The organism is Shimia sp. MIT910701 (assembly GCF_047126315.1).
In the GTDB taxonomy this organism is placed as follows: Bacteria; Pseudomonadota; Alphaproteobacteria; order Rhodobacterales; family Rhodobacteraceae; genus Shimia.
Map to the genome: position 1 here is coordinate 1451493 of NZ_CP138953.1, position 22018 is coordinate 1473510.

At 57.6% G+C, this 22018-nt stretch carries 20 protein-coding genes; 18 read left to right on the forward strand and 2 right to left on the reverse strand.

Going from position 1 to position 22018, the window contains the following annotated elements; translation table 11 throughout:
* Positions 1 to 114: 114 nt before the first annotated feature.
* On the forward strand, positions 115 to 570 hold the full coding sequence (locus SIB38_RS06975; protein ID WP_294117656.1) for an Lrp/AsnC family transcriptional regulator: 456 nt from the start codon (positions 115 to 117) through the stop codon (positions 568 to 570).
* On the opposite strand, the gene uxuA is transcribed toward SIB38_RS06975, so the two are convergent.
* Positions 565 to 1770 (reverse strand): mannonate dehydratase, encoded by a 1206-nt coding sequence (gene uxuA, locus SIB38_RS06980; RefSeq protein ID WP_294117654.1) that lies wholly within the window; start codon positions 1768 to 1770, stop codon positions 565 to 567. The two genes, SIB38_RS06975 and uxuA, sit on opposite strands and share 6 nt — an antisense overlap.
* A 663-nt stretch (positions 1771 to 2433) precedes the next feature.
* Between uxuA and uxaC the strand changes: the two genes are divergently transcribed.
* From uxaC to SIB38_RS07050, 14 genes are all read left to right on the forward strand, one after another.
* Positions 2434 to 3849, forward strand: a complete 1416-nt coding sequence (gene uxaC, locus SIB38_RS06985; RefSeq protein ID WP_412551686.1) for a glucuronate isomerase — start codon at positions 2434 to 2436, stop codon at positions 3847 to 3849.
* A gap of 792 nt (positions 3850 to 4641) precedes the next feature.
* Entirely contained in the window at positions 4642 to 5790 is a 1149-nt protein-coding gene (locus SIB38_RS06990; RefSeq protein WP_412551687.1) for a polysaccharide biosynthesis/export family protein, read from the forward strand.
* 60 nt (positions 5791 to 5850) lie between these two features.
* Positions 5851 to 6537, forward strand: a complete 687-nt coding sequence (locus tag SIB38_RS06995; RefSeq protein WP_412551688.1) for an IspD/TarI family cytidylyltransferase — start codon at positions 5851 to 5853, stop codon at positions 6535 to 6537.
* Positions 6530 to 7234: an SDR family NAD(P)-dependent oxidoreductase gene (locus SIB38_RS07000; protein ID WP_294117645.1), complete on the forward strand. Its 705-nt coding sequence runs from the start codon at positions 6530 to 6532 to the stop codon at positions 7232 to 7234. Before SIB38_RS06995 ends, SIB38_RS07000 begins: the two co-directional genes overlap by 8 nt.
* A gap of 3 nt (positions 7235 to 7237) precedes the next feature.
* Complete coding sequence (locus tag SIB38_RS07005; RefSeq protein ID WP_412551689.1) at positions 7238 to 8539, forward strand: hypothetical protein; 1302 nt, start codon at positions 7238 to 7240, stop codon at positions 8537 to 8539.
* A 180-nt stretch (positions 8540 to 8719) separates the two neighbouring features.
* The gene (locus SIB38_RS07010) at positions 8720 to 9922 is read left to right on the forward strand and encodes a hypothetical protein (RefSeq protein WP_294117641.1); all 1203 of its coding nucleotides are present in this window, start codon (positions 8720 to 8722) and stop codon (positions 9920 to 9922) included.
* Between the two features lie 10 nt (positions 9923 to 9932).
* Complete coding sequence (locus SIB38_RS07015; RefSeq protein ID WP_294117639.1) at positions 9933 to 10700, forward strand: ABC transporter permease; 768 nt, start codon at positions 9933 to 9935, stop codon at positions 10698 to 10700.
* 2 nt (positions 10701 to 10702) lie between these two features.
* Positions 10703 to 11353 carry an ABC transporter ATP-binding protein gene (locus SIB38_RS07020; RefSeq protein WP_294117637.1) on the forward strand — a complete coding sequence of 217 codons (651 nt, stop codon included), beginning with the start codon at positions 10703 to 10705 and terminating at the stop codon, positions 11351 to 11353.
* Positions 11353 to 12210, forward strand: a complete 858-nt coding sequence (locus tag SIB38_RS07025) for an endonuclease/exonuclease/phosphatase family protein (protein ID WP_412551690.1) — start codon at positions 11353 to 11355, stop codon at positions 12208 to 12210. The genes SIB38_RS07020 and SIB38_RS07025 overlap by 1 nt, the downstream gene beginning before the upstream one ends.
* A gap of 193 nt (positions 12211 to 12403) precedes the next feature.
* A complete protein-coding gene (locus tag SIB38_RS07030) occupies positions 12404 to 13402 on the forward strand; it encodes an aldose epimerase family protein (protein ID WP_412551691.1) in 999 nt (332 codons plus the stop codon).
* Positions 13399 to 14847: an NAD-dependent succinate-semialdehyde dehydrogenase gene (locus SIB38_RS07035; protein WP_294117628.1), complete on the forward strand. Its 1449-nt coding sequence runs from the start codon at positions 13399 to 13401 to the stop codon at positions 14845 to 14847. Before SIB38_RS07030 ends, SIB38_RS07035 begins: the two co-directional genes overlap by 4 nt.
* Positions 14848 to 15031: 184 nt before the next feature.
* On the forward strand, positions 15032 to 15538 hold the full coding sequence (gene comD, locus SIB38_RS07040; RefSeq protein WP_294117623.1) for a sulfopyruvate decarboxylase subunit alpha: 507 nt from the start codon (positions 15032 to 15034) through the stop codon (positions 15536 to 15538).
* Positions 15535 to 16089: a sulfopyruvate decarboxylase subunit beta gene (gene comE / locus SIB38_RS07045; protein WP_294117621.1), complete on the forward strand. Its 555-nt coding sequence runs from the start codon at positions 15535 to 15537 to the stop codon at positions 16087 to 16089. The genes comD and comE overlap by 4 nt, the downstream gene beginning before the upstream one ends.
* Positions 16090 to 16263: 174 nt before the next feature.
* Positions 16264 to 17844 (forward strand): ABC transporter substrate-binding protein, encoded by a 1581-nt coding sequence (locus SIB38_RS07050; RefSeq protein ID WP_294117619.1) that lies wholly within the window; start codon positions 16264 to 16266, stop codon positions 17842 to 17844.
* A gap of 78 nt (positions 17845 to 17922) precedes the next feature.
* Here SIB38_RS07050 and SIB38_RS07055 read toward each other — a convergent pair whose 3' ends face one another.
* Positions 17923 to 20106 carry a thiamine pyrophosphate-dependent enzyme gene (locus tag SIB38_RS07055; RefSeq protein WP_294117616.1) on the reverse strand — a complete coding sequence of 728 codons (2184 nt, stop codon included), beginning with the start codon at positions 20104 to 20106 and terminating at the stop codon, positions 17923 to 17925.
* Positions 20107 to 20371: 265 nt separating this feature from the next.
* Between SIB38_RS07055 and SIB38_RS07060 the strand changes: the two genes are divergently transcribed.
* The 3 genes from SIB38_RS07060 to secE all read left to right on the forward strand — a co-directional run bounded on the left by SIB38_RS07060 (position 20372) and on the right by secE (position 21980).
* Positions 20372 to 20872, forward strand: a complete 501-nt coding sequence (locus SIB38_RS07060) for a hypothetical protein (protein ID WP_294117613.1) — start codon at positions 20372 to 20374, stop codon at positions 20870 to 20872.
* Positions 20873 to 20998: 126 nt separating this feature from the next.
* A complete protein-coding gene (locus SIB38_RS07065) occupies positions 20999 to 21694 on the forward strand; it encodes a hypothetical protein (protein ID WP_412551692.1) in 696 nt (231 codons plus the stop codon).
* Between the two features lie 88 nt (positions 21695 to 21782).
* A complete protein-coding gene (secE, locus tag SIB38_RS07070) occupies positions 21783 to 21980 on the forward strand; it encodes a preprotein translocase subunit SecE (protein ID WP_294117608.1) in 198 nt (65 codons plus the stop codon).
* Positions 21981 to 22018 lie beyond the last annotated feature (38 nt).

Genomic DNA, 22018 nt, shown 5'->3' on the forward strand with positions numbered 1-22018 from the left:
AGGGTCCTCGCGTGAAACTGTTAAGGTCAGTTTGGGGGAGGTTGCGGGGCATGTGATTGCGAAAAATAGCGCAGTTGGGTAGAATGTTGGCATAATCTGCCAAGGAGTCGCGAGATGGATGCCAAAGATCGTCAGATTATTCGGGCGTTACAGGCCAATGGGCGCATGACCAATCAGGATCTGGCGGAGGCGGTGAATCTGTCCCCCAGTCCCTGTCTGCGACGGTTGCGCAATTTGGAAAGCTCTGGCGCAATCACCGGCTACGGCGCAGAGGTGGATGCCAAAGCCTATGGCCTGCCGGTGACGGTGTTTGTGCGGGTGAAACTGGAGCGGCACAATGAAGAGGATGTGCAGCGGTTTGAGCGCGCGGTGATGTTGATTGATGAGGTGCTGGAGTGCCACGTTCTGACCGGGGCAACGGATTATCAGCTGCGCGTGGTGGTGGCGGATCTGGAGGCTTATGAGGAATTCATCCGCCTGCGCATTCATCCGATTGGCGGGATTGCCAGCATCGACACCACCTTTGCCTATGGCACGGTGAAAAAGACCGGCGTGTTTCCGGCTTTATAGATCGGCGGTGAGCGCGGTCATCACGCCGCGCAGTTCCGCCAGCCCTTTGGTGCGGCCAATCAGCGGGTAACCGGGCAGGGTTTCGCTGTGCAGGTCATATAAGATGTGTTGGCCGTGGTCCGGGCGCATGGGGATGTCCCAATCGCTGCGGCCTTCGGCCTTGCGGCGGGACTCTTCCTTCAGCAGCGCGCGGATGGCGAGGACCATGTCGGTTTGCCCTTCCAGATGCATAGACTCGTGAAAGCTGAGCTTGTTGCCGTCAGATGGTCCTTGGCGCAGGGTGTTGCGCAGATGGGCAAAATGGATGCGTGGGCCAAGACGGGCGATGAAGTCTTCTGTGTCAAAGGCCGGGTTCACGCCAAGGGAGCCGGTGCAGAGTGTTGCGCCGTTGGCGGGGCTGTCGATGGCGGAGAGGATGGCCTCGTAATCTGCCGTGGAGGACATCACGCGGGGCAGTCCTAGCAGAGAGAACGGCGGGTCGTCGGGGTGGCAGCACAGGCGGATGCCGTGTTCTTCGGCCACGGGCACCACTTCGGACAGAAAGTCGATCAGGTTGGCGCGCAGCTGGGAGGCGTCGATGTCTTTATATAGAGCAAGTAGGTCCAGCACATCTGTCAGGGTCCAGCTTTCGGTGGCGCCCGGCAGCCCGGCGACAATGGTGTTCACCAAGCTGGCCTGTGCGGTGTCGTCCAATGCGTTGAAACGGGCACTGGCGGCTTGTTTGGTCTCTGGGCTGTAATCGTCTTCTGCGCCGGGACGGGCCAGTAGGAAGAGGTCAAACAGGGCGAAGTCAACCACATCAAAGGCCATGGCGGTGCCGCCGTGGGACATGCGCGCGGCGAGGTTGGTGCGGGTCCAGTCCAGCACAGGCATGAAGTTGTAACACACCGTCTGGATGCCGCAGCCGGCAAGGTTATGCAGGCTTTCCTTATAAGCGGCAATGTGCGCGGCGTAGCCGGTGCCTTTGGTCTTTATGACTTCGGAAACCGGCAGGCTTTCCACCACCTCCCAGTTGAGGCCTGTGGGTTGTGGCGTTGGTTTGGCGATTTCTGCCTGTCGCTCGCGGATGTCACTCTTGGACCAAGGGGTGCCCGGGGGGATGTGATGCAGGGAGGTGACCACGCCTTGCACGCCCACCTGTGGCAAGTCGTAGATGTCGATCGGGTCAGCCGGACCAAACCAGCGCCATGTCTGCTTCACAGGGAACTCCTAAGTCAGGTCACGCGTGGGCACGGCCGAGCGTTTGGGCGAATGGTGCAACCTGAAGGCGGCCCCGGCAAGGGAAAATTTCGCGCATTTGCAGATGGTTGCTGCTGGGAGATGCTATAATGTTGCCGTTGGGTCATCTTTGCCATGGCGGGCGCCTGAGTTTGCGTCTTTAACGTGCTCTGTGGTCACGTCTTAGGCTGATTTGAGGTCGTTTGGGAGGGGCGTTCTGGCCAGCCTTTTGGGAATTTAGGTGGCATTTTATGTTTGTTTTCAGGAGTGTGGTGGTAGTGGGGCGCGCCAAAACGTGCCTCCGAGATGGCGGCGATCACATCCTTGGGTTGATTTCGAAGCAGCGCTTTATAAGAAGTGTTTGTAATTTCATGTGGTTGCTAAAGATGTCGTGAACGTGCAGCTTTTCGTGGCGCTTTGCCTGCACGGCATGGGTGTTTTCTTATCTTGTGAATTTTGAGCTGTGCTTAGGCTGCGCGCGCCAATGTGCCCGACTCGTGCCGTGTGCGTTAGCGGAACATAAATCTCTCTATGTGCCTTTGGCTGGGAATGACTTGGGCCTGTTGTGTACGCATTGCGCGTATACGCGGGGCCGTGTGGGGCGCCCGCGCCGGGGGCTCTGCCAGCACAGAGAGACGTTTGACGATGAGCCAGGCACTGACTTCCTTGACCGGACACACCACGCCGATCCTGACCCTGCCGGATGCGGCGCAGGACATTTATGACGGTGTGCGCGATATGCCGATTATCTCGCCGCACGGCCATTGTGATCCGAGCTGGTTTGCCGAGAACAAGGCCTTTAGTGATCCGGCGGAGCTGTTGATCATTCCCGACCACTACATTTTCCGCATGCTCTACAGCCAGGGTGTGCCTTTGGAGGAGCTGGGCATTGGCGTGCCGCCGGAGAAACGGGATGCGCGGGCGATCTTCCGCATCTTCGCCAATCACTGGCACAAGTTCCGCGGCACGCCCAGTGATGCCTGGTTTGCCACCACCATGGCGCGGACCTTTGGCATTACCGCCACGCTGAATCGTGAAAACGCGGATGTGTTTTATGACAAGATCGACGCAGAACTGAAGGCGGCGCGGTTGCGGCCGCAGGCGTTGTTGGAAGAGTTCAACATCGAAGTGCTGGCAACAACGGATGGCGCGTTGTCGGACCTTGGTCACCACAAGGCGGCGCGGAAACAGAAGCTGAGCGGCAAGATCATCCCGACCTTCCGCCCAGACAGCATTCTGGATCCCAAGCATCCGGGTTTCAAAAAAGACATCGTTAAGCTGGCCGACATAACCGGGCAGGACACTGAGAAATTTGCCGGATACCTTGAGGCGCTGCGGGATCGGCGGGCGCATTTCATGGCCTATGGCGCGACGGCGACCGACCATTCTGTGGCGAACCTTATGACCTGCTATCTCACTGAGAAGCGCGCTTCAGAGCTTTATGCCAAGGCGCGCAGCGGGAAGATCACGCCAAAAGAGGCGCAGGTGTTCTACGGCCATATGCTGACCGAGATGGCGCAGATGTCGGCTGAGGATGGTCTGGTGATGCAGATCCATGCCGGCAGCAAACGCAACACCAACAAGGCGCTCTATGACAAGTTTGGCGCGCATATGGGGGCGGATATGCCGGTGCGCGTGGATTGGGTGGATGGCATGGAGGCCTTGCTCAATCGCGTGGGCAATGAGCGCGACATGAACATCCTGCTGTTTACACTGGATGAAAGCGCCTATGCGCGTGAATTGGCCCCGATGGCGGGGCACTGGCCAGCCTTGCGGCTGGGTCCTCCGTGGTGGTTCCATGACAGCGCCAATGGCATCGCGCGCTATCTGGATCAGGTGGTGGAGACGGCTGGCTATTGGAACCTAGCGGGCTTCAATGATGACACGCGGGCGCTGATGTCGATCCCGGCGCGGCACGACATGTGGCGACGGGGAGTGAGCCTGCATCTGGCCGCCCAGCGGGGCCGTGGCATTTTGGGGCGCAGTGACGTGGACGAGATTGCCTGTCTGTTGTGTCGCGATCTCGCAATTGATGCCTATAAGTTGGGAAAAGTTGTTTAGCGCGCTTTTGGTGCCTAAAAACAATACCAATTTGCCCGAAGACGCACCCCCGCAGTTGGCGCCGCTGCGGGGATTTTCTGTGTTTTTGGCGGGGGTTAATTGAGGCTGTTTTGCCATAATGGCAGGGCTACGCACAGAAGCTGTTGCTTTTTTACGACTTTGAAACATGCGCGTGAATTTTGCGGCGGAAAGTTGCCGGCGGCCCGAATCTTGAATTTCTGGAGGCGTCTGTATGGCGGTAATGTCTGCAGGAAAGGCATCTTTGCCGGGAGGTAATTTTGAAGATTGAAAAAAAATTCAAGAACTGAGTAACGCTGTTATTTAAGCCGCGCACACGCGTTTCAAGATAGGTTTTGCGACTTTTAGAGGGCTGTGAAAATTGGTTATTGAAGATGGTTTCGCCCCATTGTTTTGAGTTTATTTTATTGACTTTCCTTTTGTTTTTCGGCTTTTATCCGCGCAGCGCCCGAGGGCGTCAAAACGAATTTTTGGGCTAATACTCACCATGTATACTCTTACTTGCGCTCAGCCGGAGCCAGGCAGCAACATTCAGTTCTTCAATGGACCAAAGGATCAAACGGACGTCTGCAGCAAAAATTGACGTTGCGGCATTAGAAGATCGGTAACCACTTTCGCAAATACAGTCCCCTCAAGAGCACCCGAACGGGGGCTTCCTTGGCATTGTCCAACAGCATGCTTAGGGAACTGGCGGAATGCCTCTGTATTCGGGGCGACTCCAGCGGTATGAAGGGCGTGCGCTTTGGTGCAAATAACAGGAAGTTGAAGACCAGAATGGTTGTTGAAGCGAAGCTGGGAAAAATGCGGTGGGGCCGGGCGATTGTTGCGGCTGTTTTCGTGTTGGCTGTAGCAGGCTGTTCGACCTTGCCTGGCCAGGGCACCAGCCGGGCGATGATCACGATGACGGATCAGGTGGCAAATGACGAAAATGTCACGCGTGATTTTGCCCTGGTGCCGGTGACGCCAGCGGTGATTGGCAAAGTCGGAGCGCCGGTGAAGGGCGGTTTTGCGGGCAGTGTCAGTTCACGCAGCACGTCAAGTGCCGGTACCCGTATTCGTGTGGGGGATCGTCTGACCGTGCGGATCTGGGAGAGCTCTCCGGAAGGGTTGTTTTCCACCGTTGAGCAGAAGTCTTCTGCGATCCCGGTGATTGTCAGCAACGACGGCAATATCAATATCCCCTATGTCGGAAATCTGCCGGTCATTGGCCTGACTGTAGATCAAGTGCGCTCGCAAGTGGCCGATGGGTTGCGCGGCAAAGCGGTTGATCCCGAGGTCTCCGTCATCCTCGAAAAAGGTGGCGCGCAGAGCGTGACCGTGGTGGGGGATGCACGCGCGCCCGGTCGGTTTGATATTCCCGCTAGCGGATTGCGACTTTTGGATGCGGTGGCCACGGCTGGTGGCGCAACCCAGCCCACCCATGACATGGAAGTGAGCCTGGTGCGCGGCAGTTCCGTCGCCCGCGCGCGTTTGGATGAGGTGATTTCCACCGGCAGCGCCAATGTATGGTTGCAGCCGCGTGACACGGTGCAGCTGCTACACAAGCCGCGCACGTTCTCGGCCTTTGGAGCCGTAAGCAAGCCTTCTCAATACCCTTTTGGCACTGAGACCGTCACCTTGGCGGAAGCGATCAGCAAGGTAGGTGGTTTGGACGATAAGACCGCAGATGACAGCGGTGTATTTCTGTTCCGGTTTGAACACCAGGCGCGGGTGCAGAGCACCGGTGTGAAGCTGCCTGATCGCGCCTATTCTGACGGCGTGCCAACGATCTATTGGGTCGATATGAACTCGCCTGAGGCGATTTTTATGACCCAAGCCTTCGCGATGCGGGACAAAGATGTGCTCTTTGTCGCAAATGCGCCATCGACCGACCTTGCCAAATTCGTCGCTATCGTGGCGGCCACACTAGCGTTAGCGAGCTAAAGAAAGAGCCTACATAGATTAACACGCCCACATCCCGAACCGCAGGTTTCCTTCCTGCTGTTGTCGGGTGGTGTGGGCGCGCGATCCAACCATCACGAGCCAAAGCAGTTTTATAAACTGGCAGGCCATCCGATGGTGGCTCACTCGATAATCGCGGCGGTGCGGACCCCAAATGTGGCTGAGATTGTTGTCAATGCTCCTGAAGGCTATGAGGAGCGTACACGTGAAATTATGGAAGCCTATTGCGCAGGCTTGCCATATAAAATTATTCCGGCCGGCGCGACGCGCCAAGAAAGCTGTGAGGCTTTGGCCAAGGCCGCTGATAAAGACATAGTGCTGCTTCACGAGGCGGCTCGTCCTTTTATCAAGGTCGATATGTTGACGGACTTGATTGAGAACTCTGCCGTGAATGCTGGCTATTGTCTGGCTATCTCGTTTTCCATGTGCCGGATCGACTCTGAGACACGCCTTGTTAAGCGCGGTGTGTCACGGGAGAAAGTTTTTGATATACAGTTGCCACAAAAATTTGAGCGGGACACTTTGCTTGCGGCCCATGCAAAGGCCCGAAAGAAAGCCAAGGCTTACAATGAAGACTCGGTCATGGTGGTCAAAATGACCAAACAGCCAGTCCTTTCTTTGGAAGGGTCCAGTCGAAACATCAAAATTACCACACCTGAAGATTTCATTATAGCAGAAGGCATGATGAAGGATTTCCACAGCAAAGGAAAAGTACCTGCCCATGACTAAGACTGTTCTAATTAGCGGTGCTTCAAAGGGCATCGGCCTCGCAACGGCCCGCCGCTTTGCCCGGGGCATGGATGATGTGAGCTGCATTGTCATGGTCGCGCGACAATCTGATACTTTTGACAGCGCGGTGGCTGAGGTGCGGGCGATTTCCGGGAACCGGCAGATCTTTCAAGTGGAAGCAGATCTTTCTGATCCAGAGGCGGTCAAGTGTGTTTTTGATCGCTTGGATGCTGAAAACGTTACGGTCAACTATATCATCAACAACGCGGCGTTCACAAAGCCAGCGTCGATCAACGAAACTCACATGGCCGATTTCGAGCGCACCATGCGGGTGAATGTTTATGCGCCCTTCCGCTTTGTGCAGGAAGCGCTGCTACGAAACCATCCGCTTGAGAAAATCATCAACATTGCGTCCACGGCAGGTATCAACGGGCGTTCCGGCTGGTTGTCTTATTCAACCTCCAAAGCGGCGGTGATCAATATGTCCGAGGTCATGCGGGAAGAATTGGCGCCTTATGGTGTGGACGTGGTGTGCCTGTCGCCAGGTCGTTGCGCCACTGAATTGCGCAAAACCCTTGCACCAGACGAGGATCCAGCAACTATTATGCAGCCAGAACAGGTTGCAGACGTGATTGCCATGATGTCTTCACCTACAGGCAAGATGCTATTGAGTGAAAATTTGGTAGTGCGCACCTAAACCATGTTGAAAGTGCGGGACACGGATAGTTTGGTTACGCGAAAAGAAACCACAGACGACCAGCAGGACGATCCAGCAGGGGACACGCCTGAGGAACGGCCTTCGCCGGTTGCCGTGCGCGATGTGGAAACCGTGCCCAACCAAGCAGTTTATATGGACAGTCCGGTTCTGTCGGCGGTCAATCAAATCCGTCCGTTTTTTGAGAGTGGCGCCTACGGTAAGTCTGACACGCCGTTGCTGTTGCGGCATCGAGCATTGATCCGGATGCAGCGCCTGTTCAGCCGATTGCCCTCCGATTTGGATGTGCGGCCGGTCAGTAGCGGCGCCAATGGTACACGTTTTCCCCTGCGTCCCGGTGGCGTGCTGTTTTACCCGTACAACTCGCAGTCAAATTTAGAAACAGTTGCCAATCGTTCTTTCCGTCACGTGCTCACGTTGCATGGGGAAAGCAACAAGGGGGCGTCCGTCCGACCTGCTGCACGGATGTATGACTACGTTTCCATTGCGGGACCGCTGGCGCGAGATCGCTATTTGGAAGCTGGTATTTTTACCGCATCCGACGTGGATCAGGGCCGGCTCGTGATGATGGGCGATACGTTTGTGCAGTCCATGCCGTGGATCAAGCCTATGCGCATCACGGATACTGCGCCGGTGATCTTTTATTCGCCAACTTGGGAAGGCTATGGCGGAGAAGCAGACAACTACAGTTCTGTTGTGGGGCTGCGAGGCTTTATGGCGGTTCTGAAAGCGGCATGCGCTTTGGATTTGCACCGGGTTGTGGTCAAGCCGCATCCGTACTTGGGTATGCTGCGTCCCGCAATGGTGCGCGAGTTCATTTCTGGCATCCGCCTTTTGCGCCGGTCTGGCTTGCAGGTCGCCGTGGTGTTGCGTAACGCCAGCCTCCAGCTGCGGTTCGGGTGTCACACCCAGTTGAGCCGGTTGGTCACAATTGAAGAGGATGACAGCGCGCCAGTTGCCGTGGCTTTGGCGCTTTGCGATATTTCCGGCATGGAGGCCATTTTCCTCAAACAACGTATCCGCCATATGGTTTTGGCACGGGAAAGCGATGTTCCCAGAGGGTTGGAGACGATCTACGAGCACAAGTCGATTATGTCGCATCAGGATCCAGAAACTGCTGTAATGGACTATCTCAATGGGGCCGACGAAACGGATGCAGCGCATCGCAAGATGGTGTTTGGCTGGCAGAACCCGGAATTGGAAGGCATGTCGGCCAGCTCCGCGCGGCGTTGGATGATTGACTATGTGGGGCGCGATCCTTTCTGGTCTCAGGCCAAGTCAATTTGAGACGGTTTGAGGCTCTTCAACGCATTGAAAGTCTCGGACGTGCTGCAATCTTGTTATAGCAGTTTTCTAGGTTATCTCACACAATGCGCAATATTGCTGTTGCGCGCGCACTTTGCCCCAAGACAGTGGGGGCGTGTGGCAGACACAGGCCGGTGCCAGTAGGCGCATGAAAGGTAAGACATGGCTGAAGCAAAAGTCAAAACGTTGAAGACTGTTAACAAAAAGGCAGACGGTCCAAGCGGTGTGTTGCAGGCACCACCAAAGAGTTCGCCTCTGCGCAATCGGCGCTGGGGGGTGATCTTTTCGTTCCTGCTGTTGTTTGTGACGCCGGTGGCCCTTGGCGGTGCGTATTTTTTTGTGTTTGCGTCTGACCGTTACGCTGCCGGTGCAAGCTTTGTGATCCGAGGACTCGAGGGTGGTGGCACACCTGACTTTGTGACGTCCTTTACCGGTTTGTCCCCCAGCGGTAGCACAACATCAGACAGCTACGTGGTGCGCAACTTCTTAGAAAGCGCGGATCTGTTGCGCCAGTTAGATGCAGAACTGGATTTGCGGTCGCACTACTCGCAGGAGTTTATCGACCCAATCGCGCGCTTTCGGCCGGAAGGGACGTTCGAAGATTTGGTGGATTACTGGCAGTGGCGCATCAACACGACCTATGACAGCACCACAGGCATTGTAACCTTTGAAGTGCAGGCGTTTGATGCGGAAATGGCCGAGGGTCTGGCGCAGCTGGCCTTGGCGGCGGCGGATCGGTTGATCAACGAACTCTCCGAAAAAGCGCGGCAAGACTCGGTTCAGTTTGCTGCCAAGGAAGTTGAGCGGGCCGAGGAGCGGGTGCGCAACGTGCGTTTGCAACTGGTCGACTTCCGCGCAGAACGTGGCGCAGTGGATCCGATGGTTAACGCGCAATTGGACGCTGAGCTGATGGCATCTCTGGAGACCAAGCTGGTGGATATTCAGGCGCGGATCAACGCGTTGTCAGGCTCAGTGGACGCGGACTCGCCGATGTTGGTACAACTCAACCGGCAGGCTGATGCACTGGAAGAGCAGATCCGGCAGCGTCGGGCCTTGATCGGTCAGACGGATGACCCGGACAGTCTTGAAAACACCGCGCAGGCGTTGGCGGCTTATGAAGGTTTGCTGATTGAACAGAACTTTGCGCAGCAAAGCTATGCGTCGGCGATGGTGTCGCTGGAAACCGCCCGCATCGATGCGGACCGCCAGCAGCGGTATCTTGGTGTCTTTGCGCGGCCATTTGTGCCAAATGAGCCAGCCTATCCGGTGCGCAGTCGCGACTTCTTCCTGGTTGTGGTTGCGGCCTTTGCGCTTTGGGCCATTGCCACGTTGATCGCTTATACGATCCGGGACCACATGCGCTGAGGTCCGGCTGATGTTCTACGCCATTTGGTTGCAAATCCGTGTCGTCGCAGCGCTGACCCTGCGGGAAACGCGCATGACGTTTGGGACGTCCCACTCAGGCTATTTCTGGGCCATCTTCCAACCGATTTTTTCGGTGACATTTTTGATGACCCTATTCTACCTGATTGGCAGGCAATCGCCGTTTGGGCAGTCGCTGGCGCTGTATTTTGCCACCGCCGTGTTGACGCTTGAACTATACAATAAGCTATCCGCCTCCTTGATGCGGGCCTTCACCTCCAACAAGTCGCTGCTGTCCTACCCCATGATCAAGGAGCCTGACACGCTGCTGGCGCGGTTGTGTCTGATCGGCTGCACGTTTGTTGTTATCAATGTGGTGTTTTACACTGGCCTATATGCAATGGGGCTTGGTCAGATTCCGGCCCATCCGGAGAGGGTGATCTTTGCCTTTTTAACCACCTGTCTGCTTGGGTTTGGTGTCGGATCGGTCAATGCCATTCTGTATCAGAAGAACAAAGCGTGGCAGCACATCGAGAAGATCTTTGCCCGCCCTTTGTTCTTCCTGTCCGGGGTTTTCTACATTCCATCGAGCATGCCGCCAGAGGCGGTAGCGATCATCAAGTGGAACCCGATTTTGCATGTGGTGGAGTGGAACCGTGAAGGGTTCTACTCAAACTATCGCAGCGATGTTCTTAATATAGCCTATCCTTTGGGCCTTGGCGCGGCTTTGGTGATCGTTGCGTTGTTTGCCGAGCGGATCACCCGCAAACAGAGGGTCTGAGCATGATTGCCTTTGAGAACCTGACCAAAATTTACAACGTAAAAGGTGTCAAAAAAGTCATCTTGGATAACGCGTCCTATCGGTTTGAAAACCGCAAAAACGTGGCTCTGATGGGGCACAACGGGGCAGGTAAGTCCACCATGATGCGGATGATTGCCGGGATTGAGTTGCCGACGTCAGGGCGGGTGCGCCGGACAGAAAAGGTGAGCTGGCCGATGGGCTTTGCGCGTGGGTTTAACGGCACGATGACCGGGGTGGAAAACGTGCGTTTTGTGTCGCGGATTTATGGCTGTCACACCGAGTCTGTTTTGGAGCAGGTGCAGGAGTTCGCGGAGCTGGGGAGTTCGCTGGATCTGCCGATTCAGACCTATTCCAGCGGTATGAAAGCGCGTTTGGCGTTTGGCCTGTCGCTGGCCATCAGTTTCGAGTGTTACCTGATTGATGAAGTCACGGCGGTGGGCGACCGGCGGTTCAAGAGCAAAAGTAAGCGCGCGCTTAAGGACAAGATCAAAGACGCGCGGGTGGTGATGATCTCGCACTCTGAGAAGACCATCAAGGACTACTGCGATTGTGGGGTGTTTGCCTATGGCAGCAAGCTGTATCACTACGACGATATCAATGAATTGCTGAGAGACTATAGGAAATTCTGTTAATGCGACGTTTGGGTGTGGTTGTGGCGTTGCTGGTTGCAGCGCTGGCGGTTTGGGGAGTCTCTGGCGGCTCGGCAGTGCGGGCGGCAGAAACCTGTGGCGATGAGAACGGTAACCTGCGGGTGATGACGTTTAACATCCGTACGGCGCTTGGGACCAAGAACGCAGGCGCAAACCCATTGCACCAGTTGTTTGAGGAACACGACGTTGGACCCATTGTGGCGGCGATTGCGGCGGCCGATCCGGATGTGGTGGCGTTGCAGGAGGTGCTGGGCTGGGGGCAAACCGGCCGGATTGCGCGTGCGTTGGGCATGGAGAGCTCGTTTGCCTTTCACCCAAGCCCGCTGCCCTGGTGGGGCAATGCGGTTCTGAGCAAATGCCCGATGACCAAGACCATGCGTGTTGTGACCAGCCGCGGGCGTGGCAATGGCAAAGCGATGCCGGTGGCCCGTTTGGATGTGGCGGGCGGGGCGGTGTTTGCGACCTCGATCCATCGCGATCGCGAAGACAACACCGGTATTCAGCTGCAACGCATGATGGCGCCGTTTGCACAGACCGATACGCCGGTGCTGTTGATGGGGGATTTCAACTTCAAGCCCAATGACAAGCGGCATGGGGTTGTATCTGGGGTCTATGAAGACAGTGCGTTGGTGGCGCGGGCCGGCGCGGAGTACGTGCTGGAACGGGGCACCTATCCGGTGATTGCCGGCACCAAGAAACACCGCCGGATCGACTACGTCTTTTTGTCTAAAGGGGACTTTGTTGTTTCCAATGTGGCGGTGATCGAAGGCGAGCACGCCGAAGCCTCTGACCATCTGGGCTATGTGGCGGATGTGATTCTGACTCCGCGTGCCAACTAGGTTTATGCGGTTGCGGAGCGAACGGCCTCGCGGTGTTGCCAGGCGTCAAAAAATTTGATCATATTTCGGAGGAACCCTTGCAGGCTGTCGCCGCGCGTGGTTGCATCTGGCGTCAGCATCGCTGGGTTTTGGCTCTACGCCTGCCTGCTCGGTGATGGGAGAGATTGGCGCAAACTGCGGTAAGGGGGCTTGAGTGACAGAGATCTGGGGGCATATGCCGGATGGCCGTGCGGTGCATCGCGTGACGCTGACGGGCGGCGGGTTGACCGCACGTGTGCTGACCTATGGCGCAGTGCTGCAGGACTTGCGTCTGGAGGGACATGACGCGCCATTGGTGCTGGGGTTTCCTGACTTTGCGCCTTACTTGACAGACTCGCCTTACTTCGGGGCCACGGCCGGGCGATTTGCCAACCGTATCCGCGACGGGCATCTGGAGTTGAATGGGGAAACCTATCAACTGGATACCAATGATGGCGGACGGCACACGCTTCATGGCGGGGTTGAGGGTCTGGGTGGTCATCTGTGGGAAATTGAGGAAGCTGCCGAGGATCACGTAACGCTTAGGGCGGTGCTGCCTGATGGGCATATGGGGTTTCCCGGCACGCTGAGCTGCGCGGTGACCTTTGCGCTTTTGGACGGCGGTACATTGGACATCCAGATGCGGGCCGAAACAGACAAGACCACGCTGTGTAGCCTGGCGCATCACAGCTATTTTGTGCTCGATTATACGGACACTGTTTCGGAACATCACTTGCAGATTGCAGCCACGAGCTACACGCCGGTGGAAGACACGTTGATCCCGACGGGTGAGGTTGCACCAGTTGCGGGGACACGGTTTGATTTTCGCGAGGCAGCGCCGCTGAGCCAGGCCCACCCTGTGGATCACAACTTTTGTCTGTCCAACGCTCGGCAACCGTTGCGCCCCGTGGCACGCTTGCAGAGTTTTGCGTCCGGGGTGCGGATGGCGTGTTTGACCACCGAGCCAGGTTTGCAGGTCTATGACGGAGACGGGATTGCCACGGGCGTGCCCGGCCTGCGCGGCCAACAGATGGGCGCCTGTGCCGGACTGGCGCTGGAGCCGCAGGTTTGGCCTGACGCGAATCATCACAATGACTTTCCGCAGGCCGTGTTGCGGCCGGGCGAGACCTATCACCAACACACACAATTTGTCTTTTCGAAAGGTCAGACATGAGCAACTTCAATGGACTGCTGCTGGAATCCAACCTGATTGGCGGCCAATGGGTCGGGGCCGACAATGGCGCGACAACGGAAATCACCAACCCCGCGACAGGCGCGGTGTTGGGCACGGTGCCGGAGGCCGGTGGGGCAGAGACGCAGCGCGCGATTGCGGCGGCGAGCGAAGCCTTCAAGTCTTGGTCCAAGACCAATCTGATGGAGCGCGTTGGTCTGTTGCATAAGCTGCATGACGCCTTGATGGACAATCAGGAAGACCTGGCGCAGCTGCTGACCGCTGAGCAGGGCAAGCCGCTGTTTGAAGCGCGGGGCGAGATTGGCATTGGCGCGGCCTATGTGCGCTGGTTTGCTGAGGAAATCCGCCGCAGCAAAGGCGAGATCATTCCGGCGCCGACCAATGACAAACGCCTGATGGTCACGCATCACCCGGTGGGTGTTGTGGGCATGATCACGCCGTGGAACTTCCCGTCCTCGATGCTCGCGCGCAAGATTGCGCCGGCGCTGGCGGCGGGCTGTACCGTGGTGGCCAAACCTGCGCCGCAGACGCCGTATAGCGGGCTGGTTTGGGGCAAGCTGTGTCAGGATGTCGGCTTCCCGAATGGCGTGGTGAACATTGTGACTGGGGACGCGCCAGCGATTGGCGGGGCGATCATGGAAAACCATGACGTGCGCAAGGTGACTTTCACTGGCTCGACCAATGTCGGCAAGCTGCTCATTCGTCAGTCTGCGGATCAGGTGAAAAAGGTCTCCATGGAGTTGGGCGGCAACGCGCCGTTCATCGTGTTTGACGATGCCGATCTGGATGCGGCTGTTGAAGGCGCGATGATCGCGAAGTTCCGCAATATGGGGCAGACCTGTGTCTGCACCAACCGCTTCTACGTGCAGTCGGGTATCCATGACGCCTTTGTTGCCAAGCTAAAAGAGGCTGTGGCAGCGATGAAGGTTGGCGATGGCACCGAGGATGGCGTGGTGCAGGGGCCGTTGATTGACGAGAACGCGGTCAAAAAGGTCGAAGGCATGGTGGCCGATGCCAAAGCCAAAGGCGGCACCGTGGAGCTGGGCGGCAATCGCCACGCACTCGGGCAGACCTTCTTTGAGCCCACCGTGATCACCGGTGCGACGTCCGAGATGTCGTTCTCTACCGATGAGATCTTCGGCCCGCTGGCGGCGGTTTACAAGTTTGAGGATGAAGACGACGCAGTGGCGGCGGCCAATGCCACGGACTATGGCCTCGCGGCCTATGCTTACACCAAGGACCTCGCACGGGCGTTCCGTATGAATGAGGGATTGGAGTACGGCATGGTTGGCATCAACTCCGGCCTCATCACCACCGTGGAAGCGCCGTTTGGGGGCGTGAAAGAAAGCGGCATGGGCAAAGAGGGCGGCAGCCAAGGTTTGGACGACTATTTGATCACCAAATACACCTGCGTGGCGGGGCTGTAGGTGTAGGTCATAGGACTACTGAAATTTGGAAGGTCCAAGCGGTGCAGATCGCTTGGGCCTTTTGTTTTGCAAACTGGCCCCATCCGTTGCGGCATTCTGGCTGCACTGGCGCAGGTTTCTATGCCCAAAGTGACGAAAGATGGTGCCGGAAAAGGCGCACACCAAGCGAGGGTTGGGAGGACAGATGGCGACAGAAATGGATCATCAGATCGTCAAGGATCTGAAGGCGGCGGGGATTGATTACATCACCTCGGTGCCGTGCAAGCAGTTGGCCGGGGTGATCGAGGTGTTGGACGAGACGCCAGAGATCATGCACATGCCGTCCAACAAAGAAGATGAGGGTATGGGGCTCTGTGCCGGCGCCTTTATGGGCGGGATGAAGCCGGCGATTGTGATGCAGAACACCGCGCTGGGCGTGGTGGTGAACACGCTGGCGACGCTGATCCAGTTCTACCAGATCCCGCTGCCGATGTTGATTTCCTATCGTGGGGAAGTGGGCGAACCGGTGGCCTGTCAGGTGGAGATGGCGCTGCACACAAAGGCAATCCTGAACCAGCTACACATCCCAACTTATCATTTCCACAAACCGGAAGATGCCGCAGAACTGCCCGGCATTCTGGAGTATGCGCAGATGGCCTCCAAACCTGTGGCGATCCTGTGTGACGCATCTTTCTGGAGGGCTTCGGCATGATCCGTAACGACGTATTTCAAACGCTAAAGCCGATCATCAGCGAGCATCTGGTGGTCTGCAACATTGGCGCGCCCAGCCAGGAACTGCACGCGATGGACGATCAGCCGTCCAATTTCTACATGTTGGGCACTATGGGGCTGGCGTCGTCCATTGGCCTTGGTTTGGCAGCGGCGCAGGACAAACCTGTGGTGGCAATTGACGGCGACGGCTCGGTGTTGACCAACCTTGGCACGCTGGCGACCATCGGGAGCAATCCGCACGGCAACTTCACGCTGCTGATTATTGATAACGGCTCTTATGGCTCCACCGGCGATCAACCGACTTATGCGGGCATGAAGACCGATCTGGCAGCAGTAGCCAAAGCCTGCGGGACAGAGAACGTGCAGACGGTTTCGGCGGAGGACACGGCCGCGGCGGTGCAGGCGGCGATTGCCAGTGACGAGATGACAATCATCGTCAGCAAGTGCGAAAGCGGCAATGTGAAGGTGCCGGTGATCAAAACGAATCCGATTGTGATCCGTGAGCGATTTATGGAAGAGGTTCGCCGCTAAGGTGTTTTAACAACTGAACAATTATTCAGTCAGGGCGCCTCTTTTGGCGCCCTTTTGTATTTTTCTCCGTGGTCCAAACGGGTTAAGTCCGCGCTTTTCCACAGGTTTTACCTTGATATTCGCGCCGTTGGCGTCAATCATCCCCGCACCAACTTTATCAGGGGAGTGAAATTGATGAAGTTCAAAGCAATGATGCTGGCCACCGCTGCCGTTGTAGCGATGCCAATGCTGGCACAAGCCGAAACCATCCGTTGGGCGCGCGCAGGTGATGCGCTGACTCTGGATCCGCATGCACAGAACGAGGGACCAACCTCCGCGCTTGCGCACCAGATCATGGAAACACTGGTAATGCGTGACCACGCAGGCGCCATGGTGCCATCGCTCGCGACCGAATGGGGTCCGTCCGCAGACAACCCGAATGTTTGGGTGTTCAAGCTGCGTGAAGGCGTGACCTTCCACGATGGTGCGAAGTTTGATTCCGAAGACGTGAAGTTCTCGCTCGACCGCGCGATGACCGAAGACTCTGACTACAAAGAGCTGCTGGCCTCCGTGAAAGAGGTGCGCGCCACCGGCGAGTATGAGATCGAGATCGAGACCAACGGTCCAAACCCGATCATGGCCAACAACCTGACCAACATGTTCATCCTGGACAAGGACTGGGCAGAGGCGAACAACGCCGTGAAGGTTCAGGACTATGAAGGTGGAGAGAACACCTTTGCAGCCAAAAACGCAAACGGCACCGGCCCATACAAGCTGGTGTCCCGTGAGCCGGACGTGAAGACCGTTCTGACGATCAACGAGAACTACTGGGGCAAGGACGAGTTCCCTCTGGAAGTGACCGACATCATCTACACCCCAATCCAGAACGCAGCGACCCGTGTTGCGGCGCTTCTGTCTGGTGAAGTGGACTTCATCCAGGACGTGCCGGTTCAGGACTTGAGCCGCGTGGACACCACCGATGGTCTGGAAGTGCGCACCGCGCCTCAGAACCGCGTGATTTTCTTTGGTATGAACCAAGCTGCGGAAGACATTGCCAATGATGACGTCGATGGTGTGAACCCGATGTCTGACGTGCGTGTGCGTAAAGCGATGTCCATGGCGATTGACCGTGACGCCATCATGAAAGTTGTGATGCGTGGACAGTCTGCGCCAGCAGGCATGATCGCACCTCCGTTTGTGAACGGCTGGAACGAAGCGATGGACAGCTCTTCCTCCACCGACGTGGAAAAGGCGAAGGCGCTGATGGCGGAAGCCGGTTATGCGGATGGCTTTGGCATCACGCTGAACTGCCCGAACGACCGCTATGTCAACGACGAGAAGATTTGTCAGGCGGCCGTTGGCATGCTGGCAAAAATCGGCGTGAAGGTGAACCTGGACGCGAAGCCTAAGGCACAGCACTTCCCGCTGCTGAGCAATCTGGAAACAGATTTCTACATGCTGGGTTGGGGTGTTCCGACTTATGACTCCGAGTACATCTTCAACTTCCTGGCGCACACCAAAGGTGAGAAGTACGGTTCCTGGAACGCAACCCGCTTCAGCAACCCTGATCTGGACGTGAAAATCGAAGCTCTGGCCGGTGAGACCGACCTGGAGAAGCGTAACGGCATGATCAACGACATCTGGCAGGTTGTTCAGGACGAGCAGGTTTACATCCCAATCCACCACCAGGTGCTGAACTGGGGTATGAAAACCAATGTTGGCACCGTTGTGGAGCCGGAAGATTCTCCGAAGTTCAAATACTTCACCATGAAGTAAGTCCTTCGGGTTTCTTAAATAAATGGCCCCCGCAGTTGATGACTGCGGGGGCCTTTTTGTTTGGCGGTGGGTTGTGGCTTATTTGGTTTCCCAGAGTGTCTTGGCCGCCTCCGCGATGCTCGTGCGCGACGGCATGGTGGCCGCATAGGCGGGGCCGGTGGCAATGAAGCTGTCATGCGCCGCGATGCGGGCGTGGGGGAGGGTGGTTTGCTCCTGCAGCAGGGCCATCAGCGCCTCAGACTGGCTGCCAGTGGTGCGGCATTCATCCACGATCAAGACTTTTTTGGCGCCTTTCAAGGCGGCGAGGATGCCGTCGGTTGGCAGAGGCGCGAGCCAGCGCATGTCGATGACGCGAGTGTCGATGCCTTGTGCCTTGAGATCGGCCGCGGCCTGTGTGCTGAGGTAGCGGCCATTGCCGTAAGTGAGGATCGCCAGCGGGCCGTCGCCGTCCACACCCACCTCGCCAAGGGCGATGGATTGGTCGGGCGAAGGATAGGTTGTCATCCAGCCGCTGTCTTTGTCGTCGAGCAGGTCGCGCATCGGATAGAGTGCGATGGGCTCCACCATCACCACCACGCGCTGCTCTTCGCGCGCCAGACGCACACATTCGCGCATCATCTTGGCGGCGTCGTCCCCGCGCGAGGGGCAGGCGATGATCACACCGGGAATGTCGCGCAGTACGGCCAGCGAGTTGTCGTTGTGGAAATGCCCGCCGAAGCCTTTTTGATAGCCCAGACCGGCAATGCGCAGCACCATCGGGTTGGTGAATTGACCGTTGGAGAAAAACGGGAGCGTGGCGGCTTCACCGCGCAGCTGGTCTTCGGCGTTGTGCAGATAGGCCAGGAACTGGATTTCCGGCATCGGTACAAAGCCGTTGTGCGCCATGCCAATCGCGAGCCCCAGAATGGATTGTTCATCCAGCAGCGTGTCGATCATGCGATCCGCGCCAAAGCGGTCCTTGAGTTTTTGCGTGACGCCATAAACGCCGCCCTTGGTGCCGATGTCTTCGCCCATCATCACGATCTCGCCGTGTTCCAGCATTAGATCGGTGAGCGCCCAGTTGAGCAGGCGCGACATGGGCTGTGGGTTGTCCATCTGCTTGAGGTCAGAGCCAAAGGCTTTGGCGCGGGCCTCGTCGCTTGGGCCGTTGGTGGGCGCGCAGGTGCGGACCGGGGGAATCAGCGAGGCCATGACGTCTTCTGCGGTTTTTAGGCGTGGCTGGGACACGGCTTTCTCGGCCAGTGTGGCGCAGCGGTCTTCGCTCTCTTGATAAAGTGCCAGAGCCTGCGCGGGTGTCATCACACCCGCCTGATCGAGCAGCCGCACGGAATGCAGTAGGGGATCGTCCGCTTCCCAGGCCTCAAAGGTGGCTTTTGGCAGGTAAGCCTGTTGTAGGTCGGAACCTGCGTGGCCGTAAAGGCGCACAACGGAGATGTGCAGCAAGGCGGGCTTGCGTTGGGTGCGGACATAATGCGCGGCCTCTTGGGCGACTTTGTAGGCGTCGTAGAGGTTGAGGCCGTCAGCGCAGAAGTATTTCAGTCCGGGGCGGTTGGCATAGCTGGCCTTGATCCAGCCGCTTGGTGTGCGGGTGGAGATGCCGATGCCGTTGTCCTCGCAGACAAACAGCAGCGGCATGGGCGCGGATTGGTAGGCGGTCCAACAGGCGGTATTGATCGCGCCTTGGGCGGTGGAGTGGTTGGCAGAGGCATCGCCAAAGGAGCACATAATGATGCCGTCATCGGGGAGGCATTTGTGTTCTGGCGCGCGGCGTTTGCCCAAACCTAGCGAGTAAGCCGCGCCAACCGCTTTGGGCAGGTGGGAGGCGATGGTGGAGGTCTGAGGCGGGATGTTCAGCGCTTTGGAGCCCAGCACTTTGTGGCGGCCGCCGGACATTGGGTCGTCTTTGGCGGTGCAGAAGCTCAGCAGCATGTCCCAGGCGGCATCGACACCTTCGACTTGCGCGGACCGCATGGTTTGAAATGCGCCATCGCGGTAGTGCAGGAATGCCATGTCATCGGGGCGCAGGGCGGCAGCGACAGCAGCCATGCCTTCGTGGCCGGAAGAGCCGATGGTGTAATAGCCGTTGCCCTCGGATTGCATTTTGCGGGAGCGGCGGTCGAGGTTGCGGCTCAGGCATTGGGCGTCAAAAATCTGTTGGGCCAGCTCTGGCGCAAGGGCGTCATTGGGCGCGCCGCCTGTCGGAAATTCGCCAGTTGCGATGCGCGCGCGAAAGGCGCCATCTACCACGTCTGCTCTGTCCATCTTTGCCTCCCATGATGGTGCTGCCCTTGCGTAGCACTTGTTTTGAGAGAACAACAATCCACCCGACCCCGCGTCAATGTCGTTTGTGATCAAAAGATTCCATGAGGGTGAAAAGACCGGCTTATTGTTGTCCTGAAAGGACCCAGTTTCGCCCCAATCTCAGCCGCGCTCTGGCCGTATTTACCAATCATTAACCAAGTCAACGACTTGCGGAAAACGTGTGCCGCAAGCGCCGCGACAGCGGAAGACGAGTGAGGAGTGGGCTATGAGGCACGAGTTGCGCCTTGGAGATTTTGAACCGGTTCGGCCACAGGCGGATCAGGACGGACAGCCGGAGGCTGCGCCGGATGTGCGTGCGGAAAACCGCCGTCTGATGCGCGAAGCCAAGCGGCGTATGGCGCGACTTTCCAGCAAATCTAAGCCTGTGGAAGAGAGCTCGCCTGTGGCGCAGGCGATGCAAGCTCATGCCCAAGAGCTGCGCTCGGAGAAAGACGTGCGGCGCGCCATTCTGGCAGGGGACGTGAAAAACCGCTGGCCGCGTCCGCGGCTTTTGGCGCTGATTGTGGTGATCACGCTGGCCGCAGTTGTGCCAACGGTGACCCTGCGCTTGCTGATCTGGTCCGTGATCCTGCTGCTGTTGACAGCAGTGTTGCTGGGGCCGGAGCGGGCGCGCGATGCGGTTTATGCGGTGGCCCGTCACATGTCGCATGTGTGGGGGCTGGAAATTGGCATCCTGCGGCGACTGGTGGACCGGATCGCTTCTTAGCGGTGCCAACAACGGCGCCACATTTTTTTCATAATTTGACCTTTGGGATGCCTTGCTGCCCTGCAAGGCTACTGAGTTACATCGCACGTTGCGATGGGGGTGTTTGGGTAAAAATCGGGTTGAGATATGCAAGAGACTGCCACAGCGCCGGAGCGGCTTAAGCCGCCGCAATACGGCCAAGACATCATTGAACCGGGTGAGCCATTCACCGACGCGACACTGGACACGATCCGGTCCCTTTTGGCCGAATCTGATCCGGTGCCCCAGCCAAAGCCGCTGGAAGAGACCGTGCTGTTTGCCCGTCAGCGCAAACGGCGTGAGAAACATCGCGACACCACCCAGCCGGAGATCTACCAAGACGCTCCGGTGGCGGAGACCCCGGACCCGTCGCCATTTCCGGAACTGGCGCCGCCTGAAGAAGAGCCGTTTGAGATCGAGCGGTCCTGGCGCGAGATTGAGGTGACCGAAGGCAGCGCCGGGCGCAGTTTGCGGCGTTTCCTGATGTCACCGCGCATGGTGTCGGTGATCTTCTTGGCGGGCGTTGTCGCCTGGCAGCCGTGGTTTATCCCCATGCTGGCGTTGATGTTTGTGTCCTCGCTGTTGCTGGTTGGTGCGCTGATCGGGCAAGACCGTATGGCCCGGATTGTGCTCTTTATGCTGAAGCGTTTTGTCTGGGCTGATCCATCGCTCGGCCGTTTGATGCAGCGTATCCTGCCAAGTCGTTGGCATCCGGTGCTCTATCGCCCCTCGACTGACGAGGTGGCGTTTGACGGGCCGATCGATCCGAGCTTTGAGGCGCGGCTGGCACGTTTTAAATCCTGATCCTGTTGTGATTGCTTTGGTCTTGGGCCTTGAATTTGGCGCAAGGCCCAAGTATGTCGACCTCTGATCAAGGCAGAGAAGAAGCGTCATGGCGAAAACCAATCCGATCACATTCATTCAGCAGGTCCGCGCGGAAGTATCCAAAGTGGTCTGGCCGACCCGTCGCGAGGTTGTGCTGACAACCGTGATGGTGTTCATCATGGCGGCGCTGACGGCTGCGTTCTTCTCGCTGGTGGACATTCTGATCCGCTCCGGCTTGCAGGGCATTCTGGCGCTGTTTGGCTAAGCTGCACGCGGCGGTTGTCTCTTGAAATCAAGGGGCAA